Genomic DNA, 20,937 nt, shown 5'->3' on the forward strand with positions numbered 1-20,937 from the left:
AAAAAAGAAATACTGGTTTCGGTTATCCTATTGTTGAACACTCAAAAAAGCTCAAGAAGCATAGACGATCTTTCCGTATTCGTCAAGAAATCAGTCAATTACAAGTACTTCATATTTCCGATAGCAACGATAGCAGCGCTTGATTATTTAATACTCAAGAATATATACATCTCTGTAAGCCTAGTTGTAGGCACTTATCTTCTAGCCATATTTCTTGACGTGATTTTTTCAAAATTTAGTCGAATAATATTCCCAGTTAAAAGGAGCGCCTACCTGAACTTTGTCTCTTTGGTTATATGGAGTGTGTTCTTCTGGATTTTGTTCGTTATTCATGCATATAGAGATATCGATGTTTCGTTGCTGCTGGCGGTTTCATCGACCACGCTTTTTAGGTTCCTCATATTCTATGTGTTTTATCCAAATGATAGTATAAAGGAACTAATACCGTCAATGAATTATGTGTACTCTATGCTTTTGGTTTTCTTATTTTTCTTTAAGAACCAATATATTCTCGTGGTACCATTTATCCTGTCATCGCTTATTTATGCATTAAGCGCTTATTTCTTGATTCGAAGGTCAACAAACAGCTTCGTAAAAAAATACAAAGCATCGCCATCAAAAATTCTTGAATTTTTCTTAAATTCAGGAAAAAGATTGGAATCAAATATTTCAGTAAAGCACTTTTTCGATCATATATACAGAATTGAGCGCAAAATACCTGTAAAAATAATACAGGTTAGGAAGAAGAATGGTGACATAAAGGTAACAATGGTATTTCCATACATACACCCTGGCCCATTTGGAACTCTAGGAAGTAGCAATTTGCCTGCTAGGCTTTCACAAAGGTTGCCTGAATTTGGCGATCTAATGGTGTTTCATACTACAACAAGCAATGATAACAACTGCCGTGGGGATGAAGACATAGACAATATAGCGGCTGCCATAAGAGCTGCATCACAAAAGATGATTTTTACTGACCGCATATCAAGAGCTAGGAAAGTGGTGGCTGGAAAATACGTAGTTTATCTGCAGCGCTTTGGTAACTTTGGATTTGGTGCAATTGTACCCGAGAAGACTCCATTTGATGATGTATCGCTAGAGGAGGGCCTTAAGGTGATTTCACACTTGAAGAAAAGTGGTGCGGATGACTTCGCTGTTATAGATGCACAGAATAATTTTACGAAAAAAGCTCCAGAGCTAAAGAATTGTTCTACTACGATAAAGGCTTTCGAAAGGGAATTTCTAAGAAACGATCCTAAGTACCCTGCAAGGGTAGGTTACGCTAGAAGTTACCGTGAAGTACCTGGTCTCGCAGAACTTGGTATACAGGCCATTGTATTCCAGACCGCTGATAGGTTTGATGCTGTAGTGTTAACAGATTCCAACAATGTAACCACAGAACTAATTGGGAAATCCCGCGAAAAGGTAAAAAACGTTGTTTCCAACTTAGAAATATATACTACGGACAACCATTACGTTAACGCTAGCGTTCTTGACGTTTTTCCATTGGGATCGCGCGGTTCAATAGAAGAAATATCTGATATAATTGCGGACACAGTTAAAAGGGCCAAGGAGGATGTAGAAGATGTGCAGATTGCCATGGGGACTGAATATGCCCTAGTTAGGATGGGAGAAAAGAATAACTTCCAGAACCTTGTATCAACCGTGTTTAGTTCCGTTAAGACGGCTAAGTATACGGCTTTATATACCATACCTGCAGCTATAGCCGCTTCATTTCTGGTATTTAGGTTTATTTAACGCTTGAAGCCAAAGCCTTAATTTCTTTATTTCGACTTAACATTAAACTAGCTGAGCCCATATATTTATTTCTACGAAAATTGTAAAAATAAGGTCAAAATAAACAAAATTTGGTAATCGAGGGGAAGAAATATATTGTTAGAAATTATGTATAAGATGAAAACCTAGATCATAAAGAGTCTATTACAGCATTACCATTTACGTATAGAATGCACTATTGGTATATTAGTGGGTGATTAGGATAAAGGTTGCAGATATTGAGAGGCTCATATCCGATCTCAGAAGTGCGATGTACGCGGAGCAAAGCCATAGGAAAATAATGGCAATAGATCAGGCGTTATATCGCAGGGTACGAGAAGTCATAAAAGAGCTTCAAGTAGAGGCAGATCAGCAACTTAAGAAGCAGGATATACAAGAGTACATGAAGACTACGAGGCTTATAGAGACCATAAAGTCTGATTTTAGGTCATTTTTTCAAAGAAGATACGAAAAGATAGTATCGAAGGCTATATATGATATAAACAGCGAGATAATATCTGTCCTGACTGAAGAGGAAAGAGGGTTCATAGAGAAGATACACAACTTAATAATGAGCGAATATGATAGCTTCCTACCAACGTTAAAGGATATAGCTGTAGAAGAAAACCAGGATCAGACCACTACTACTGAAGTTGAGAAGCCGATGGTTATTAGTGAACCAAGCAACCCTACCTCACAAGAGAAACCCATTAAGGATCAGGCACAAACCGAAAAGAAAGAAATAGAGAAAAAGGATGTGTTAGTTATGATAACGCAGGATTTGCCACCTATAGCACAAGCTGATAGGAATTATATTTTACACGCTAATGATCTTGTATACCTTTCTGAGGACATAGCAAGAATATTGGAAAAGAGAAATTCTGCTATTATTCTTGATCACTGATGCTCATGCATGCCGTGCTCATGCGTAGGCGCAGTAGCTACTGGTATACGCCCATTTATCACATCCTTAATAGCTCGTTCGACTTCTACTTCTGGAGTTATGTAAACCTTGATGCGGTCCTTCAAATAGCTGTATCCTGGCCGTCCAAGTTCGCTTAGTATTATGGCATCTACACCTCTACTTATTGCGGAAGCCAACATTTGCAAGCCTTTAGCTCTGTATGCGTGCATAGCCGGATTCTCATATTTTTCTAGCAGATCAGCATTGCCGTCCTTTACATCGTATATGTAAACATACTGAGATTCCCCAGGGCCGCCGACCTTATTATCCGATACAGCAACTGCAATTTTCATAACCTTGTATGTATAGCAAGTTTAAAAGGATATCGATAATTAGATATCAATTTATTGATATCTATGAATAACTATAATAATAGGGTATGAGATAAGGGAAAAAGGTGGATCTATGACTATATTTCAAGGTAAATCAGGAAAGAAACCGACTGGAGGTAACCTAAAGCAGGCTAAGAAAAAGAGAAGATTTGAGCTCGGGAGGGAGCCAACGCTCACGAAGCTTGGGACAAAAGTTGAGAGGAAGGTAATAAGGACGATGGGAGGAAATTCTAAAGCCATCCTCTTCACAGCAGATACAGCGAATGTGTACGATATCCACGAAAAGAAGATAAAGAAAGTAAAGATAATAACGGTAAAAGAAAATCCTGCAAACAGCCATTACGTCCAGAGGAATATAATAAATAAGGGAACAATAATATCGACAGAAATCGGAGAAGCTATTGTTACTTCACGTCCAGGGCAGGATGGCGTAATAAACGCAAAACTCTTAAACTGATGATCGATGCGCTGTGCCTTGTACCTCCAGTATTTTAACAAGGACCTCCCAAGATCCAAAGGGAGGCGCCTTCCAAAAAAGATATTGCAGAATTTTACCGAGGAAAGGCTCAGATCTATTCTGGAGGAGGCACGTATATCCTACGAAGTTAGAGAATGTAGATATCCGAGAGTTCCATGGCAACCCAGTAAGATGTATGTGTTAGATTCTAATTTGAAGAAAACCAGCATACTCAAACTGATAGAGAAGAAATTATCCTAGTCTCCTGCTTTTGACTTCGTAATAGGTCAGCGGATGCTTCATCCAATCCTGATGGCATAGTTTGTCATCATCCATAAAACAGAGATGGTTTGATCGCATCGTCTCACATTTTGGGGGGGAATACTCTACTCCGGAAATTTCCCCCGATAGGTGCTTTATTTGGTATCTTGTTATAGATTCATCGAAGTCAGGCGCATTCCTGAAATATTCAACTATCTCATCTTCTGTATAGCCAACTTTATGTAGGAAACTTGCAATAGCTAGCCTTCCCATATGCGGTACGTTTATGCCTTCATGAAGATTCCTTATTATCTCTTTCATGCACGGAGGAAACGCTTTTGTATTGCCTCTGCCGATAGTGAGCTTTGCATAAACGGATTTTTTGTAAAACTCACGAAGCTCATTTATTGAATCAGTTTGATCGGACAAGACGGGCGATGCGGTTGTTTGATCTATAGAATCAATTACCTTAAACATATTCGAAACAAAAGATTCTCTTAGAATCTTAATTGCCACATCTTTCTGGCAATATACTATGCCTTTTATTACACTTTGATTTGAGAGCCTGTACTGGGATCCAGTCACTCTACTTGCATATTTTACAAAGTCGAATACGCCAATTTCGAATCTTTCAAGATCCCGGTTATATTTCATGTTTATTTTTAGGTCATCTGCGAAATTTTCAATATCTTCAGGCTGCTGATTTTTTAAAGCATCTTCAACGGCATCCCGCTCTCTTATCACTGTTCTAGCGGTCACTATGTTTTCATTTAATGCTACTAAAACCCATGCTATATACCTCAGCATATCCACGTTGAGAATTTCTTTCTGCTGGTCGCCAGATATGGCATTTCGGATAAATCGCATGGAATGATCTTTGATCTCAGCATCGTCGTCCTTTGTCCCTCTAACAGAATTTGCTATTCTCTTCACGGCCTCGGAATCCTGGAAGAATAAAAGAGGTGGGAATCTCATGAAACCTCAATTAGTTCGTATGTTGGTGCAGAAGTTATCTTTTCGAATCCATCTTTCTTAACTACAACGTCGTCTTCGATTCTTACTCCACCTACGCCAGGAACGTATACGCCGGGTTCGACAGTAACAACCATACTTTCCTTTAACGGGAGATCTAAGCTAGGTGAAAGTGCAGGATGGTCATGCACTTCGAGGCCAACGCCATGTCCTAGGCTATGTATGAATCTGCCTTTGTACTTCGTTGAATCGATTACGTTTCTTGCTGCGGCATCTACGTCTTTGCCGTTTGCTCCACTACGAATAGCGTTCATTCCGGCTTCTTGGGCCTTCTTTACAGTATAATACATTTCTTTCTGTTCTTCGCTAGCTTTTCCAAAAACCACTGTTCTTGTTATGTCAGAACAGTAGCCTTCATATTTTGCACCGTAGTCCATTAGAACGAAATCTCCTTTCTTGAGTTTTGCTTTCCCAGGTGAATAGTGGGGCATGGAGGCATTTTGGCCGAATGCCACAATAGTATCAAAAGAGGGGCCAGACGCACCGTTCCTCATCATGTAATAAACTATCTTAGACGCAACCTCATACTCGGTTACACCTTCCTTTAGATCATTGAGTACGTCTGGCAGTATTTCACTTCCAATCTTTGCTGCCTCCTTGAGTTTCTTTAATTCCTCCTCGTTCTTTACCTTCCTTGCCTCTAGGATACTTGCTGAAACATCAAGAAATTCCTTATCTGGTATTATCCTCAAGAACATCTTGTAGGATGAGAGCGACAACGAGTTATAATTAAGACCCACTGTGTTGACATCCTTTAGCAAGTCGCGAAGGATGTTTTGAAATTCTGTTCCATTTTTGAAAATGTAAACATCCATTCCCGTTGATCTGGCTGCTTCTTCCTCAAGTTGCGAGGTTACTATGGTAGCCTTATCCTTTTTTACAATTAATGCTGATCCTTCGAATATCCCCTTAGTTGTTTGAGTAATATAAGTAAAAGTTGGATCCCGGTTTTGCTCTCCAGCATTGTAGATGAGAACCGTATCAGCTTCTCTAGCGTATTCAAAAATCTTATCAAAAATCATAACACCCCATTTTAAGAATGGATATAACAGTTTGCTGTACCCTTAACGCTACATAAGGATACGTTAAAAAGGTTTGAAAATATGGCTTGAGAACTATCGTTTTGAGTTTACCTATTAAAAACATGCATACATTTGCTTATCCTTACGTTCGTTAGCAGAGACTACATCGTAGTTCTGCTATTTCAGCTGTCTAAAGCCTAGATATACTATTTATTGATATCACGTCTTGGCGGGCATAACGGATATCATAAATTAAGTGCATTTATAAGTTTGTATGGAACAGCCTGGGACGTTTGGAGATGTACCGATTAAAGGGATCGATCAAGATTTGCCTATCCCATCGATAAGAAATAAAAATATACCAAGTAATTATATGAATATTGATGGAGGAAATTTCACTGCAGGAAAAAATTGAGAAATTACCTTTAGGGGTGGCCTGCATAGACGGCCTAACCAACGGTGGCCTTGAAGCCGGCATTATAACCGAAATATTTGGAGAAGGTGGGTCAGGAAAATCTAACGTGTGTATGCTTGCTGCCTGCTCTGCTTTGAGGCTTGGGAAAAAAGTTGTATTTATAGATTCAGAGGGGTTTTCGTCTGAGAGATTTCTTTCCATATGCAAAGCTGATAATTCAAAATTAAAGGTAATCAGAGTATTCTCACTCGATGATCAAGAAGTAGCAATAACAAAGTTTTCAAAGATCATCGAGAAGGATGCGTCATATGGATTATTTATTTTAGATTCATTTTCTGAGTTTTTTAGACTAGAAAGGACAGGAGATAACCAATCAAGGGTGATAGATTTCCAGAGGCAGCTTTCTTTGCTGTCGAGCATAGCAGCCAAGAGGAAAATTCCTGTTCTTATAACTAATCAAATATATCAGGACATAGCCAATGGCGACATCCTTCCGTTCGGAGGCTATGTGGTAGATCACATTATGAAAGCCATATACAGACTGGAAAGGCTTCCCGATGGAAGGAGAAAAATGACAGTCATGAAACACCGTTCTGTAAAGGAGGGAAATTCGGTAGAATTCCGTATAGTACAGGATGGCATATCATGCGAGGTGAAGAATGGGAACTGATATTTCTGACATAGTTGTATCTCACCAGACTAGTCTAAAGGATCAGGCTAACCAAGTATTCGCTATAGATACCTACAATATTCTTTACCAACTTCTGAGCAACGTCAGGCAGTACGATGGGACTCCGCTCATGGATTCTAGTGGAAACGTAACATCCCACCTCTATGGCATTTTTTATAGAACCGTTAACCTGGTCGAAAACGGCATTAAACCAATTTTCGTATTCGATGGAAAGCCCAGCCCTTTAAAAAATAGGACGCTTGAGATTAGGCAGCTAGCAAAGGAAAAGGCCAAGGCTGAACTAGAAGAGGCTATTTCTCGGGGAGAGGAAAACTTAAAGCAGTACTATTCTAGAATAAACTATATTACGCCGCAGATCGTGAATGACACGAAGGAACTTTTAACTTACATGGGCATACCTTACGTTGATGCGCCATCCGAGGGAGAGGCCCAGGCATCCTATATGACTAGGAAGGATGCAGATGGTGTGATATCTCAAGATTACGATTGCCTACTCTTTGGCGCCAAGAAAATACTTCGAAATTTTGCTATCTATGGCAGGAGGAAGGTACCGCGGAAGAACGTTTATAGAACGGTTTATCCTGAATACGTGATGCTCGACGAAGTACTGAAAAAGAATGGAATAAACCAGGATCAGTTAATCGAAATAGGAATTTTGGTGGGAACGGATTTCAATGAAGGTATAAAAGGCATAGGGGCTAAAAAAGCCCTCGCCCTAATTAAAAAGGAAGGGAATATAAAGGCAGTGTTAAACAAGATTGGTAAAAATATAGAAAATTTGGACGAGATCATAGACTTCTTCAAGAACCCGCCCGTTGTTGACGTCAAGTACGTATTTGGAAAACCAGACCCAAAAAAGATTGAAGAGTTCCTATGCGTTGTTCATGACTTTTCAAGGGATAGGATACTTGAACATATCAATACATACGTAAAGTATTATAATAAGTCTGTCCAGTTCCGGCTTGATAGTTTCTGATATTAGCATTATCCTAATTTAATTAGCATGATGTTGATAAGGTTTAAATATGTAAATAACTTATCGGTAAGGAGGTGTAATTCCAATGGAAAGCTCTATGAAGTTTGGAAGACCGGAGAGAATTAAAGCTTTAACATTTACTTCCTTAGGCCACTTTACAAATGACTTTAATATACTCCTGTTTTCTGTGTTGATCACGTATTACCATAGGTATTTTGGAATAAGCTTGGCTTTGCTTGGAGCAATAGCAATTATATATAACATAATAAGCGGATTCCTAAGTACTCCTATAGGGCGTTATGCAGACAAGACAAGGGCATACCGCGGTTTGATGATGCTAGGCATCTTTATACTTGGTGTTTCACTGTTTCTCTTCGGTTTTTCATTCCTTTCAGCTTCTTTCGTAATATGGATCATGCTGATAGCCGTAATATTTCTAGGCATAGGGCAAGCCTTTTATCATCCGCTAGGCGGTTCCATACTTAACGTTACTTATGGAGAAAGAGCAGCATCAGCTTTAGGAATAAATGGGGCGTTTGGAAGTATAGGTAGATCAGCTTTGCCTGTCATATTGGTACCGCTCATACTGCTTGTTGGTAAGGCTTATGCTCTCTTCGTAGCAGGCACATACATGTTTGTTGCAGGAGTCGTTATATATGCTGGCCTGTCTTTTCTTAAAAAGCGTGAAATACCTAACAGATCCAGAGAGGCAAGTTCTGCAGCAAACAAAGAAACCTACTTAAGGTACAGGGGAGTTCTTGCTATAATAGTTGCTATGATATTCATAAGGGCGATGTTTCTTACCGGTACTACCACTTACATATCACAATTTGTATTGGATCGCGTAAAATCTGAAATACTGATGAGTTATATTCTTACGATAAGTTTTCTTACTGCTGTTATAGGGCAGCCGGTATTCGGGAGGCTAACTGAAAAATACGGAGGTAAGTGGTCGATATCAATTACAACGATATTATCAACGTTGTTCTTCATATTCTTTATGCTTTCTGGGGACAATGCAGTTCTAGATACTGTGACTTATGCAGCATTCGTTTTTATGGCTTTCACTGGATTTCCAGTATTAATGGGGTATGTAAACCAGATAGTCCCAAATAACATAAGCACGACTGCCAACGGACTCGTATGGGGTCTCGGTAACACTGTAGGGGGCGGTATAGGCATCGCAGTAATGTCAATTTTCCTGAATCTGCATTTTACGTTGACAAGCGTTATGTGGATTATGATCATATTCGGCGTTATATCTGCATTCTTCATTCCACTAATACCCGGCGTGAAGAGGTCAGCGGAGCTTAAGAGTGGCTCTCCGTTATAATCTCGATCACGACGGAATTGTCACATATTTTTAGTAAGATTAATATGACGATAATATATATCGAACGAACAGGATGATCTAATGGGAAAGGCATCAGCAAACAATGTTAAAAGTGATAAGGAGGCTGCTAAGCCTGCAGCTAAAAAAGATGAAAACAAAGATTTCCAATACATAGTCAGGATAGCCAACAAGGACCTGAATGGAGAACGCCCAATTCCTCTTGCCCTTTCGGATCTGAAGGGGATAGGTCTCAGGCTGGGCTACGCGATAGCGGAAAGGTTAAACCTTCAGCCGACCAAGAAAATAGGGGAACTGAAGGAGGATGAAATAGAGAAACTGAAGGAGTATGTGGAAAACAAGGAGTACGATCTTCCGGACTGGCTTCTGAATCACCGCAGGGAGCCTGTAACTGGCAAGAATCTTAACCTTGTAACCACTGATCTGGATGTACAGGTTCAGGAAGATATAAACCTGATGAAGAAGATACGGTCTTACAAGGGAATACGTCACGAAAAAGGTAAAAAGGTCAGGGGTCAAAGGACGCGCTCCAACGGCAGGAGAGGCTTAAGCATTGGTGTAGTGAGGAAGAAAGAGTAAAGGTGATATCATGGGAGACCCAAAATTCCACCACAAGAAATATTCTACTCCAAGGCATCCTTGGGAGAAGGACAGGATAGATGAAGAGAATAAGATACTGGTAAAGTACGGCTTGAAAAACAAAAGAGAAATTTGGAGGAGCGAGGCCATGCTATCCTCCATAAGGTCGCAAGCAAGATACCTGAGAGCTAGGCTCAGAGCAAGCGATGCCAATGCGCAGAAGCAGCTTGAAAGGATGATAAAAAGGTTAAGCCGATATAAGATTTTGTCAGATAAAGCCACTTTAGATGACGTACTGTCGCTTACAGTGGAGAACATATTAGATCGCAGGCTTCAGACCATTGTTTTTAAGAAAAATTTAGCTTTAAGTGAGAAACAGGCGAGGCAGCTTATAACTCATGGGCATATTACGGTCAATGGTAGGAGGGTAACTGTTCCAGGTATGCTTGTAGAGGCCCAGTATGAAGATACGATAGCATACTATGAGAACTCCCCTATTGCTAACGAACTGCATCCAATAAGGCAGGCTCTTTTGTCTCCAGCTGAGAGGGTGAAGGAGGAAGCGGAAAAGGAAGCCGCTGCAAGCGAAGATGGAGGTGAACAGGATGAATAAAACGGGAATTGCACATATATACGCATCACAGAATAATACAATAATACACGTGACTGATCCAACTGGCGCTGAGACAATAGCAATGGTATCTGGCGGCATGGTTGTAAAAAACGATAGGGATCAGGCTAGCCCTTACGCTGCCATGAAGGCTGCCGATATGGTATCCGAGACTTTAAAAGAGCATGAAATAACTGATCTGATCATAAAGGTAAGAGCTCCAGGAGGCAATAAATCTAAAATCCCCGGCCCAGGTGCTCAAGCAGCAATAAGGGCCCTTTCGAGGGCAGGCCTGAAGATAGTAAGGATTGAAGAGGTAACTCCTATTCCACACGATGGAACTAAGAAGAAGGGTGGAAAGAGAGGGAGAAGGGTTTAGATGGAAGTTAAAATATTCAAGCTTTCAGATAAATATATGAGTTTCGAGATCGATGGTATTACACCATCCCAAGCAAACGCCTTGAGAAGAACGCTTATAAATGATATACCTAAGCTTGCAATAGAGAATGTAACTTTCCACCACGGCGAGATTAGGGATGCTGAGGGCAATGTGTATGACTCATCATTACCCCTCTTCGATGAAATGGTTGCTCATCGCCTTGGCTTGATACCACTTAAGACTGATCTTTCATTGAATTTCAGGGATCAATGTAGCTGTGGCGGCAAAGGTTGTTCTCTATGTACTGTAACGTATTCCATAAACAAGATTGGGCCGGCTTCAGTCATGTCAGGGGATATACAGGCTATAAGCCATCCGGATCTTGTTCCGGTAGACCCCGATATACCTATAGTTAAGCTAGGGGCAAAGCAAGCTATACTCATAACCGCAGAGGCGATCCTCGGAACCGCAAAAGAACATGCCAAATGGCAGGTAACGTCTGGTGTAGCGTACAAGTACCATAGAGAATTTGAAGTTAATAAGAAATTATTCGAGGACTGGGCGAAGATCAAAGAACGCTGTCCGAAGTCAGTGCTATCAGAGGATGAAAATACGATAGTGTTCACAGATGATTACGGCTGCAACGATTTGTCGATTCTCTTCGAGAGCGATGGCGTACAGATTAAGGAAGACGATTCTAGATTCATATTCCATTTTGAGACAGATGGTTCTCTTACTGCTGAAGAGACGCTCTCTTACGCGTTAAACAGGCTGATGGATCGTTGGGGCATACTAGTCGAAAGTCTATCAGAGTGATGCTTGACTCAAAAAGTATTTTAATGCCGAAATTATCTCGAACTTAAGTGCGGGTGTGGTGTAGCCTGGCAACACGCGAGCTTGCCAAGCTCGTGCCTCGGGTTCAAATCCCGACATCCGCATAGTTTACTTATATATTATAAGGCAGCGCTTTTTCATAATCGCAGTTCTTGTTATATGTATGAGGCTTTGACCCGATATCCTGATATTCGATTCTGTTATCTAAGATTTAGATGGAGTTCAAAACTTTGAAGAAGTATAGCGAGGCCCTTTTGGCTGGTTCAAAATTAAATTTAAATGTACGCATGAAAGAGGTAAGATCGGATATATCTGCAGGTATGTATTCTGCGATCCCAATCTTGAGCCCTTCAGATTTTCCTCAATACGATAGAAGTGCTGTGGACGGTTTCGCAGTAAGGTACGAAGATGTGTTAAGTGCCGGCTTGAACAATCCAATTTCATTAAAACTTGTAGGAAGTATCCACGTTGGGGATGCAAATAATATACGGATAGGAAAGAACCAATGCGCTGAAATATTTACAGGTGCAGAGGTACCTGAAGGTGCGGATGCAGTTGTTATGCAGGAAGACGCGGAGATAGAAGGTGAATATGTTGCTATATTTCGCAAAGTGAAAAAATTTCAAAATATAGGACGCAAGGGAGAAGATCTAAAGACAGGCGATAAGATCATAGACAGAGGCCAAAGAATAATGCCATGGCATATCCCAGCGTTTATAGAGACCGGAATAGAAAAGGTTAATGTATTCGATTTGAAAATTGGAGTTCTATCAACGGGAGACGAGATAGTTTCAGGTAAAGTCAAGAACGCAAGCGCTCCAATGCTTCAAAGCCTAATTGTTCGAGATGGGTTTAATTCTGTCTTCCTGGGAAACGTCGAAGACAATGTAGAGAAAATTAGCAACGTAATTCGATCCTTTGAGGGGGATTTGTTAATCGTTACTGGCGGATCAGGCCCGAGTTCAACAGATCTAATGGATAGTATTCTCCAAAATCTTGGCCAGATCATATTTCATGGGATCAGAATGAAGCCTGGGCGGACGACAGGGCTTGCTTTAGTTAATGATAAGCCTATCTTCACTATATCTGGTCTCCCTGTTGCGGCCTTGATAGCCTATGAAAACGTGATTCGACCGCTCATATTCAACTGGCTTTCCATAAAGGAAACGAGGCCTAACATCGTTAAGGGGGAACTTACAAGATCTATATTCAACAATGAAGCCATGAAGATGTTTGTAAGGGTTAGGCTATCCAACAAAGATGGGAAAATCTATGTTGACCCGCTGAGGACAACTGGTTCTGGCATAATCAATTCGGTAATAAATGCAGACGGCTATCTGATTATTGATGAAAACGTTGAAGGCTATCAAGAGGGGCAATTGGTAGAAGTTAAATTAATTGGGTGAGCGAGATGAAGATATTCCACAAGCTGGTATCGTCTGATGAAGCTAAAGAGATAATATCGCAAGAAATATCGAAGAGGATAGTATTTGAGGACAGAAAAATTTCAGATTCGGCTGGTTATGTAAGCGCAGAGGATGTCTTTTCAAAATATGACATACCTCCGTTTGACAGATCGGAAGTGGATGGTTATGCCGTATTTCATTCTGATGTAGAGGGATCAGAAGAAGACAATCCGCATCGTCTTAAACTAATTGGAAGCGTCGCTGCGGGAGACAGAAGTGCGCCATCACTGGGAACTGGAAGCTGTGTTTATGTTGCTACAGGAGCAATAATACCTAGGGGCGCAGATGCCGTAGTTATGGTAGAGGATACAAGGGCATCTGGCCAAACAGTAGAGGTATTTAGATCGGTTTATCCAGGTGAGAACATATCATACTCTGGTACAGACATATCGCTTGGTGATCTCATCCTCAAGGCTGGTACAAGGATATCCCCAGAAGCGATTGGTGCGCTTGCTGCAGCCGGAATTGATCGGGTTAAAGTCTATAAAAAAATGAAGATCGCTATACTATCCACTGGAAATGAAGTTATAGAACCTGGAAATGAATTAAAGTATGGTGAAATATTCGACACTAACAGCAATTACTTTGTGGCAAAATTAGCTACGACAGGCCTAATCGATCCAGAGTTTATTGGTATAGCTAGGGATAATGAAGATGAGTTATCCAAACTTGTTAATGACGGACTAAAAAAATACGATGCAATAATGGCCTCAGGGTCTACCAGCGCGGGCTTTTATGATATGCTTTACAAAATAGTAGAAGAACTGGGTGGAGAGATACTGTTCCATGGGATAAACATAAAGCCAGGAAAGCCAACGTTCTTCGGGCTCATATCCGGGCATCCGTTTTTTGGTATGCCAGGATTTCCGCTTTCATCAGCAGTGGTACTAAATTATATAGTTATTCCTGGATTTTTAAGTGCTTATGGCATTGAACACGATAACAGTATTGAGGTCAAGGTTCCATTCAGGATCAACGCAGAAAAATTACAAGAAACAATATATCCTGCCGTGTTGACAAAAAAGGGTTACGGTTTTCCTATAATGGGTAATTCAGGCTCTATTAGTAGGATGTTATACGCTGACGGACTGATGGTAATCCCAGGAGATGAAAAATACGTTTCTCGGGATGAAAAGGTCAAATTTTACAAATTCGATGTACCACAGGCCAAGATAATATGCATTGGAAGCAGCGATCCGTTGCTGGATGAAGTCATATTGGAAACTGATAAAAGCGCGAAGATAGTAAATGTTGGAGCATGGGGTGGAATCTCAGCAATAAAGGCAGGTGAAGCTGACGTATCAGGTATACATATCCTTAAAAATGGCGTCTATAACATATCTGTTTATGACAACGATCTAAGGAATGTGAGTTATCTAGTAAGAGGTTACTTGAGGAATCGTGGCTTTGTATCGAAAACTGGAGTATCCAGTTTTCAGGAGATATTGGATAAAGGAATGGTGTTTGTAAATAGGAATAAAGGATCTGGCACAAGGGATCTCATAGAGGAGCTTATAGGCAACAACGAAAGTATAAGAAAAAATATGAAAGGGTATCTCTGGGAGACAAACACCGAAGCTGGTGTTGCCAGAGCAGTAGAACAAGGACGGGCGGATGCTGGCATAACGCTTGAGTACTACGCTATCAAACTTGGTTTAAAGTATACCCATATAAACAAAGAAAACTACGATATCCTTATCTCAAAGGAGTTCTATGACAGCGAGTACGGTCAGGCTTTCATAAAGAACCTTAAAGGGCTAAAAGACCGAATTAAGAACTATCCTGGTTATAGTGTCCCAGACGACATAGGCGAAATAATCTCTTAAAATAGAATAGATTAATCCAATTCACAATTGCCAAAATTTTACCAAGCGCATAATTTTTAATTCCTAAACGTGTTGTATCTTAGCATGAAGAATAGCTAAGCCTATGGATTAAGAAATTCTAATTAAAAATCAAAAAATATTTGCTTTTACAATGCAGGCTACTGTTATCCCAGCAAGTATAGGCCGGAAGAAATATTTGCAAATATGTCCTTTGTGTAATAGCCTGTAGTCAATTCTATTTTCGTTGTATCCATGGAATAATCGAATACTTTGTCATCAGTAGTTCTCCTTAGTTTACAATTGACGTTTATCTTTGCGCACAGCTCAAGTGCGAAGTCTCTTGGTGTCATCGACTTTGCTGAGGCATTGTATATCCCGTTTTTATCGAGTAACCGTATGATGTATTCCGATAGATCTGCATTGCTTATAAAATTCCTCACAACTGCGCCGCTGAGGTCTATGCTCATGTTTGCCCTTGAAAGATTAATGGTGTTAGTAAGTATGTTAGGGACACATCTTCCAGTGACGAGCCCCACCCTCAATACTAAGTCCGAATTTACATCCAGCGCCGATTCCGCCTCTAGAAAGTACTTTCCTTCCATTGTTGGCGGATACGCATTATCGTTCTCCTTCTTCTTTCCTGGCCTTGGCTCATAAACCAGATCGCTGGATATGAATATGATCTTTTCTGTTGGATAGAGCCATTTCAGCATTTTGTTGGTTACTACTGCATAATCGTGCCTGTCTACGGTGTTAACTATGAAATCGTATTTTTTATTTTTGCGTGATACTAATTCGGAGAGGAGGAGATTATACTTATCTTCGCTGGGGAGGATAGCATCAACATCATACCCCTCTTCAACTAGCCTCTTCCATAAGTTGAAGCCAGCTACATTATTTGCAACAGTGATTAGGGCTCTACCCTTTTCTCTTTTTGAAATTTCTGACTGGGCCATTAACTACCACATTTTCTACTAAGTAAAATACATAGCGGATTACCGTTTCGATTAGCAGCCAAAATATATATCTTTAAGGCATAATTATGGGAATAATACAGGGGGATGTGTTGGACTTGAAAGTAAGAGTTAGGTATTTTGCATATTTTAAAGAAAAAGTTGGCAAGGATGAAGAGTACTTCGAACTTTCACCGGGGTCCAATGTTGGTACATTGATTAATGAAGTTATGAAGAAATACAAGAATATATTCAATCCAAAGGATACGTTGATAGCTGTTAACTACAAGTACGTCGATCAGAATTACAATATCGCAGAAGGGGATACGGTCGCGATAATGCCTCATGTTTCTGGAGGTTAAGGATTGTATGTTCGCATAAATGATATGTTAAATAATTACACTAAGCTTATATATCAATAAAATGTTATACATATGTGATAGAAGGCCAAGAAAGAAATATATTAGTTGATGATTTTTTAGCTAAGTTAAGGAGGTACAAGGGAGCAAAGATTCCAAACAACGTCTCTAGAAATGAAAACTTGAATCGTATCGCGCTATCATTGAAAAGATCAGGACTTATAGATGAAATACCCTTAGAAGTAATGAAGAACGCACTAAATATATACCTGGATAATGTTTCGCATGGCATATCGCGGGGCCGCGGATGCACTGCGGTACTTGCTGCCTGTATTCTAGTCGCGTCAAGGTCCAGCCCATCTCCTGTTACCTTAAGGTATGTCTCTAGGGCGTTAAAAATAGATCCTTCCAGGATATGGAGGACGGAGAGCTTAGTGGTCAAAAATACAAACGGCAAAAATATGGCAGTCAGGCCGATAGATTTTATAGAGAGGTATGCTGAATCGCTTAACGTAGACGACGATGTGCGGGACGAGGCTATTGCACTTACAAATAAAATCGCCTCGCAAGTAAGCCTTATGAGAAAATCGCCATCCACTATTGCGATTTCGGCTCTTTATTTGGCGTCAATACTTAAGGACAGAAAACTAGTACAGAGGTATGTTACTAAGAAGACGGGCATAACCGAGGTAACTCTCATTAGGACTTACAAAGAAATTTACAGTTATCTTACGGGGAATCAAGCAACATAATCCTCACTTATTATCAAACAGACGAACTGGGCACCTAAACCTTGGTTTCTGTGAATTTCAATTGCCCTTTGATATTTTCACATCAAAAAATATAATAGGAGAATTAAACCCCATTCTTGATGAGTATCTCCTGAGCCCTAGTTAACCCTGAACCTAACTTTATATTGATGCCAGCACGCAGCGCTGATCGCTCGATGACGGATAAAGCTGAAAAAACATCGTAATAGTTAAAGTACCCCATATGCCCAATCCTAAAGTATTTTCCTTTTAATTTTGGATGGACTCCAGTCGCGAATTCTATGCCCATGGACAATGCAAATTTCACTATGTCGTCAGATCTTTCTGCGACAACTGCAGTAACTGTATTGCTCCAGTGCTCCCTATCTGCTAGGACTTTCAAACCAATCTCTTCTAATCCTTCGTTGAGCGCTTCAGAGAAAACCCTATGCCTTTTTATGGTATTTTCTAACCCTTCTGCCCTAATATCATTGAATACGTGTGAAAGGGCCATAACAACTCCTACTGGCTCGGTTGACAAGTATCCATTTTCACCCTTTAGATACGTGTTCATAGGTTCTACCCAGTTTTTAAGATCAAAGAAATAGCCGTCACCTGCAGTGTTATTTAGCGAATCCTTTGCAACTACTAGTAGCGCAGCCCCAGGCGGTGAGGCAAGGCCTTTTTGGCTCGCCGTTATTATCGCATCTATGCCCCATTCCTTAACCTTTAACGTTTCACCACCAACGCTCGCTACTCCGTCTACAACTATTCTATCCACTAACGGTCTGGCCTTCCTGCATATTTCCTCTATGTCTGCCCTCACGCCTGTGCTCGTTTCGACATGGGTGAAGACCAAAGATGCGAAGTTGCCAGATGAGAGCTTATCCTTTATAGAAGCAGGATCAACTGACTTCCCAGGTTCAGCCTCAAGTACTTCGTATTCCATCCGGTGTGCATCTAAGATCGGCTTCCACCTATTCCCGAATACTCCATTAGAGGCTACGAGAACCTTTCCTTTTCGTGGCAATATCGAAGTAACTGATTCCATTGCTACCGTACCGCTACCAGGCAATATGAATGGCAAATACGAATTATCTGCTCCTACAACAATCCTTAGGCCTTCAAGGGAATTCCTCATAGCTTCAAGGAACTCTGGCGAAGCAAAACCGACGTTTTCTCTGACTCCTTCAAGCTGTACTTCGTAAGATGTCATTGAAGGGCCAACATGCATGAGTTTTCTAAGCATATAACGAATGTATTACCTATTCATTCATTAACTTTGCCAGATAATGACATACATTTGCATATCGAAATCAACTTTTTTCAATACTGGGTACTATGCCGTTCCACGATACCTTATACCCATATTTTTCCACGATGCTTAAAGGAAGTCCGTTGCTGTCCAGGAAGTCTATTATAGCATCTATATCAGGATATAGTTTAGACAGTGCAGCCATCACATAATCCGCCTTTGTCTCTTTAGGTAAAGTTTTCCTGGCATAGGCTTGCACGAGAGACCAGTCGATCTTTGAACGAAAGCGTAGAGGATAATTGCTCCAGTTTTTTGAAGGCCCGATATAAACTGTGATCCAATTATATCCGGATGCTCTTATTTTGGAATCTCTTTTCAGTATTCGATTAATATCATCATTTCTAACTATGTCGACGTATACCTTCTTTCCATCTATGTCCATCACAGAAGATGGAAAGTAAAGCCTCCCATCGATATTTATTGGCTCCGGGTAAGTCTTATCTAACATCCCTTCTCTTTTCTCCGGAAGGTAATAGTTCAGCGATTGATCGAGCTGGACGGAGTAATCTTTTCCACCAATGCTAACAGTTGCTGAAATTGACCAACTCGAGGAACCTGCCAATAGTGAAAAGGCCTGAGCAAGCGCTGACCCATATCTATCCATACCACCGAAGATGCTGTTTGGCCCATCTATTATTACCGTCAAGCCCTCTTCGTTTAATGCTTCGAACATAAGGCCGAGTTCCTTGATTGCATCTATAAATGGCAGCCAGTTGCTCAACTTTTTGACGACCATGCTCTTCGCCTTATAAATTAGTGTTTCTATCTGTTCCAGGTTGTAATTTCTTACCAGCCAATCGGGAGTTATATCTGGCACGGAGATAAGCCTCTGTTCAGGTTCTATATCTCCGTACAGGGCGTCTTCTATCTCTTGTTTGCCTACAGAAAAATGCTTAGCAGCCATCTCAACAAGTGTATGGCGTTCCTCTGGTCTCACTGCCGGCCCTAGTGAAAAGAGGAAGCGCCTTACCTCTGAACTCGGGACCTGAAAGCTATCACGGAATTTCGATATTCTTTCAAGCAGCAGCGCCATGGATCTTACCGTTTTAGGATTCTTTGCCTGGTATTCTATATCCTTGATTCTCTCGTATAGCTCACGGCGCTTTAAGCCAATAGATGAACGAAATGTATCTATTACGTTTTCTGCAGGCCATTTGCTGTCAGGTGGGATAACTATGGGTCTTATCGAACCGTTTTCAGTCTTTTTCGCTACTAGTAGTTCTAGAGGGAACACCTTTCCTCCTCCTTCTTGATGCCCCAAACTCTGCAGTTTGCGATGTTACGAGCTCATACATTACTGCCTTTTTTCCATACGATGGCCGTAGTATCCTGCCGAGGCGCTGCCTAAATTGCCTTGTGCTGCCAGAACCGCTCATAACTATAGCTACAGATGCATCTGGAAAATCTACCCCTTCGTCTAAGACTCGAGACGTTGCTATTACGTTATATTTACCGGTTTTAAACAATTCCGGTATTTCTGATCTCTCATCCTTTGAAGTCATGTAGGTAATCGCTGGAATCAGGAACTCTTTTGAAATCCTATAGGTCGTTTCAGTATCCTCAGAAAAAATTATTATCCTTTCATTCTTGTGTTGCGCAACTAACGTGCGGGCCATCTCGATCTTCCCTGCTGGATTCATAGCAATTTCTCTTGATTTTCTCCATGCAGTAAGCGCTTCTCTCCCTTCTGGTGTCCAAGAGCTCCTAATAAATTTATTAAAATCCCATGATCCGCCTATTGCCATTCTATGTTTTCTTAGATAGTTTACGAAGATAGAATGATACTTTTCATATTGAGTCTGTTCATCATCATCTAACTCAACTGGTATACGCACTATTTTGTAATCGGCTAGGTATTCATCAATTTCCTCGTATCCAAGTTCAAATATCTTCCCTCCCATAAGGTATTCCAGATCTTTTTCCAGGCCGTCAGTCCTCTCGTATGTAGCTGTAAGTCCTAGCCTATACCTTGCAGTATACATCATGGCTATCATACGAAGCTTCTCAGATGCCAGATGATGGACTTCGTCTGCAATGATCAGATCAAAATGGTTGCCGTATTTCTCTGCCATTAAATAAGCGGAGTCGTAAGTTGAGACAGTTATCTCCCTCTCTTCCTTTTCACCACCGCCTATCTGCCCTGCGTCCAGGTTAAGCAGCTCCTTTATCTTCTGCTTCCATTGCGTGAGTAGATCTATTGTGGGTACAAGTATAATCGTCTTCTTTTTCGTTCTATTTATGGCCTCTATACCTATGTGGGTCTTTCCAGCTGCTGTGGGGAGGACTATGGTTCCACGCATATTACTGGATGCCCACTTATCCAAGGCATCGCTCTGGTATGGCCTTAATTTAATGTTTGCTTTGACTTCTATATCAGGGCAATTACATACGTTATCAGTGAATTCTTTACCCTTAGACTTGAGGTATTCAGCAACCTTTTCGTAGTTCATTCCCAGTGCTCTATAACACATAATCCTGTTATCGAAGATAGCGATATCTGGTGGCAATTCACCTTCATAACCTCTTATAAGTATGGAGCCTCCGGAATATGTGAGTTCAATCACACAGGAAGATCTGAATACGGGTAATA

General features: G+C 40.7%; 22 protein-coding genes and 1 tRNA gene. 16 read left to right on the plus strand and 7 right to left on the minus strand.

The window, feature by feature from the left end; all coding sequences use genetic code 11:
• Nucleotides 1-33: 33 nt before the first annotated feature.
• Together TVG_RS02895 and TVG_RS02900 are read left to right on the plus strand one after the other, a co-directional pair.
• Nucleotides 34-1,758 carry a DUF2070 family protein gene (locus TVG_RS02895; RefSeq protein ID WP_241760312.1) on the plus strand — a complete coding sequence of 575 codons (1,725 nt, stop codon included), beginning with the start codon at nucleotides 34-36 and terminating at the stop codon, nucleotides 1,756-1,758.
• 232 nt (nucleotides 1,759-1,990) lie between these two features.
• A complete protein-coding gene (locus TVG_RS02900; protein ID WP_010916811.1) occupies nucleotides 1,991-2,680 on the plus strand; it encodes a hypothetical protein in 690 nt (229 codons plus the stop codon).
• Here the strand turns inward: TVG_RS02900 and TVG_RS02905 are convergent.
• On the minus strand, nucleotides 2,674-3,033 hold the full coding sequence (locus TVG_RS02905; protein WP_010916812.1) for a NifB/NifX family molybdenum-iron cluster-binding protein: 360 nt from the start codon (nucleotides 3,031-3,033) through the stop codon (nucleotides 2,674-2,676). The genes TVG_RS02900 and TVG_RS02905 overlap by 7 nt on opposite strands.
• A gap of 112 nt (nucleotides 3,034-3,145) precedes the next feature.
• Between TVG_RS02905 and TVG_RS02910 the strand changes: the two genes are divergently transcribed.
• Complete coding sequence (locus TVG_RS02910) at nucleotides 3,146-3,529, plus strand: 30S ribosomal protein S8e (RefSeq protein ID WP_010916813.1); 384 nt, start codon at nucleotides 3,146-3,148, stop codon at nucleotides 3,527-3,529.
• Between the two features lie 6 nt (nucleotides 3,530-3,535).
• Nucleotides 3,536-3,790, plus strand: a complete 255-nt coding sequence (locus TVG_RS02915) for a signal recognition particle subunit SRP19/SEC65 family protein (protein WP_010916814.1) — start codon at nucleotides 3,536-3,538, stop codon at nucleotides 3,788-3,790.
• Here TVG_RS02915 and priL read toward each other — a convergent pair.
• Nucleotides 3,782-4,765 carry a DNA primase regulatory subunit PriL gene (priL, locus tag TVG_RS02920; RefSeq protein WP_010916815.1) on the minus strand — a complete coding sequence of 328 codons (984 nt, stop codon included), beginning with the start codon at nucleotides 4,763-4,765 and terminating at the stop codon, nucleotides 3,782-3,784. The genes TVG_RS02915 and priL overlap by 9 nt on opposite strands.
• Nucleotides 4,762-5,844, minus strand: a complete 1,083-nt coding sequence (locus TVG_RS02925) for an aminopeptidase P family protein (RefSeq protein ID WP_010916816.1) — start codon at nucleotides 5,842-5,844, stop codon at nucleotides 4,762-4,764. The genes priL and TVG_RS02925 overlap by 4 nt, the downstream gene beginning before the upstream one ends.
• A 383-nt stretch (nucleotides 5,845-6,227) precedes the next feature.
• On the opposite strand from TVG_RS02925, the gene radB reads away from it, so the two are divergent.
• The 10 genes from radB (at nucleotide 6,228) to TVG_RS02975 (ending at nucleotide 14,971) form a co-directional block, all read left to right on the plus strand.
• Nucleotides 6,228-6,929, plus strand: a complete 702-nt coding sequence (radB, locus tag TVG_RS02930) for a DNA repair and recombination protein RadB (protein ID WP_010916817.1) — start codon at nucleotides 6,228-6,230, stop codon at nucleotides 6,927-6,929.
• On the plus strand, nucleotides 6,919-7,926 hold the full coding sequence (gene fen / locus TVG_RS02935) for a flap endonuclease-1 (protein ID WP_010916818.1): 1,008 nt from the start codon (nucleotides 6,919-6,921) through the stop codon (nucleotides 7,924-7,926). The genes radB and fen overlap by 11 nt, the downstream gene beginning before the upstream one ends.
• Before the next feature lie 85 nt (nucleotides 7,927-8,011).
• Nucleotides 8,012-9,259: an MFS transporter gene (locus TVG_RS02940; protein ID WP_010916819.1), complete on the plus strand. Its 1,248-nt coding sequence runs from the start codon at nucleotides 8,012-8,014 to the stop codon at nucleotides 9,257-9,259.
• Between the two features lie 81 nt (nucleotides 9,260-9,340).
• On the plus strand, nucleotides 9,341-9,856 hold the full coding sequence (locus tag TVG_RS02945) for a 30S ribosomal protein S13 (RefSeq protein ID WP_010916820.1): 516 nt from the start codon (nucleotides 9,341-9,343) through the stop codon (nucleotides 9,854-9,856).
• 10 nt (nucleotides 9,857-9,866) lie between these two features.
• Nucleotides 9,867-10,469, plus strand: a complete 603-nt coding sequence (locus TVG_RS02950; protein ID WP_010916821.1) for a 30S ribosomal protein S4 — start codon at nucleotides 9,867-9,869, stop codon at nucleotides 10,467-10,469.
• Complete coding sequence (locus TVG_RS02955) at nucleotides 10,462-10,845, plus strand: 30S ribosomal protein S11 (RefSeq protein ID WP_048054090.1); 384 nt, start codon at nucleotides 10,462-10,464, stop codon at nucleotides 10,843-10,845. The genes TVG_RS02950 and TVG_RS02955 overlap by 8 nt, the downstream gene beginning before the upstream one ends.
• Entirely contained in the window at nucleotides 10,846-11,661 is an 816-nt protein-coding gene (locus TVG_RS02960) for a DNA-directed RNA polymerase subunit D (protein ID WP_010916823.1), read from the plus strand. It abuts the gene before it with no gap.
• A 49-nt stretch (nucleotides 11,662-11,710) separates the two neighbouring features.
• Nucleotides 11,711-11,783, plus strand: a tRNA-Gly gene (locus tag TVG_RS02965).
• A 111-nt stretch (nucleotides 11,784-11,894) separates the two neighbouring features.
• Complete coding sequence (locus TVG_RS02970; RefSeq protein ID WP_010916824.1) at nucleotides 11,895-13,085, plus strand: molybdopterin molybdotransferase MoeA; 1,191 nt, start codon at nucleotides 11,895-11,897, stop codon at nucleotides 13,083-13,085.
• Nucleotides 13,086-13,090: 5 nt separating this feature from the next.
• Nucleotides 13,091-14,971, plus strand: a complete 1,881-nt coding sequence (locus TVG_RS02975; protein ID WP_010916825.1) for a molybdopterin biosynthesis protein — start codon at nucleotides 13,091-13,093, stop codon at nucleotides 14,969-14,971.
• Between the two features lie 164 nt (nucleotides 14,972-15,135).
• Here the strand turns inward: TVG_RS02975 and TVG_RS02980 are convergent, their stop codons facing one another.
• A complete protein-coding gene (locus TVG_RS02980; RefSeq protein WP_010916826.1) occupies nucleotides 15,136-15,927 on the minus strand; it encodes an NAD-dependent epimerase/dehydratase family protein in 792 nt (263 codons plus the stop codon).
• Nucleotides 15,928-16,013: 86 nt separating this feature from the next.
• Here TVG_RS02980 and TVG_RS02985 point away from each other — a divergent pair, with 86 nt between their 5' ends.
• Together TVG_RS02985 and TVG_RS02990 are read left to right on the plus strand one after the other, a co-directional pair.
• A complete protein-coding gene (locus TVG_RS02985; protein ID WP_010916827.1) occupies nucleotides 16,014-16,286 on the plus strand; it encodes a MoaD/ThiS family protein in 273 nt (90 codons plus the stop codon).
• Nucleotides 16,287-16,360: 74 nt separating this feature from the next.
• Nucleotides 16,361-17,035, plus strand: a complete 675-nt coding sequence (locus TVG_RS02990) for a transcription initiation factor IIB (protein WP_010916828.1) — start codon at nucleotides 16,361-16,363, stop codon at nucleotides 17,033-17,035.
• A gap of 103 nt (nucleotides 17,036-17,138) precedes the next feature.
• Here the strand turns inward: TVG_RS02990 and TVG_RS02995 are convergent, their stop codons facing one another.
• The 3 genes from TVG_RS02995 to TVG_RS03005 form a co-directional block, all read right to left on the minus strand.
• A complete protein-coding gene (locus TVG_RS02995) occupies nucleotides 17,139-18,281 on the minus strand; it encodes a pyridoxal-phosphate-dependent aminotransferase family protein (RefSeq protein ID WP_010916829.1) in 1,143 nt (380 codons plus the stop codon).
• 67 nt (nucleotides 18,282-18,348) lie between these two features.
• Entirely contained in the window at nucleotides 18,349-19,581 is a 1,233-nt protein-coding gene (locus TVG_RS03000) for a DUF790 family protein (protein ID WP_010916830.1), read from the minus strand.
• Entirely contained in the window at nucleotides 19,544-20,911 is a 1,368-nt protein-coding gene (locus TVG_RS03005; RefSeq protein ID WP_010916831.1) for a DEAD/DEAH box helicase family protein, read from the minus strand. The genes TVG_RS03000 and TVG_RS03005 overlap by 38 nt, the downstream gene beginning before the upstream one ends.
• Nucleotides 20,912-20,937: the final 26 nt, after the last annotated feature.

This window comes from Thermoplasma volcanium GSS1 (assembly GCF_000011185.1).
In the GTDB taxonomy this organism is placed as follows: domain Archaea; phylum Thermoplasmatota; class Thermoplasmata; order Thermoplasmatales; family Thermoplasmataceae; genus Thermoplasma; species Thermoplasma volcanium.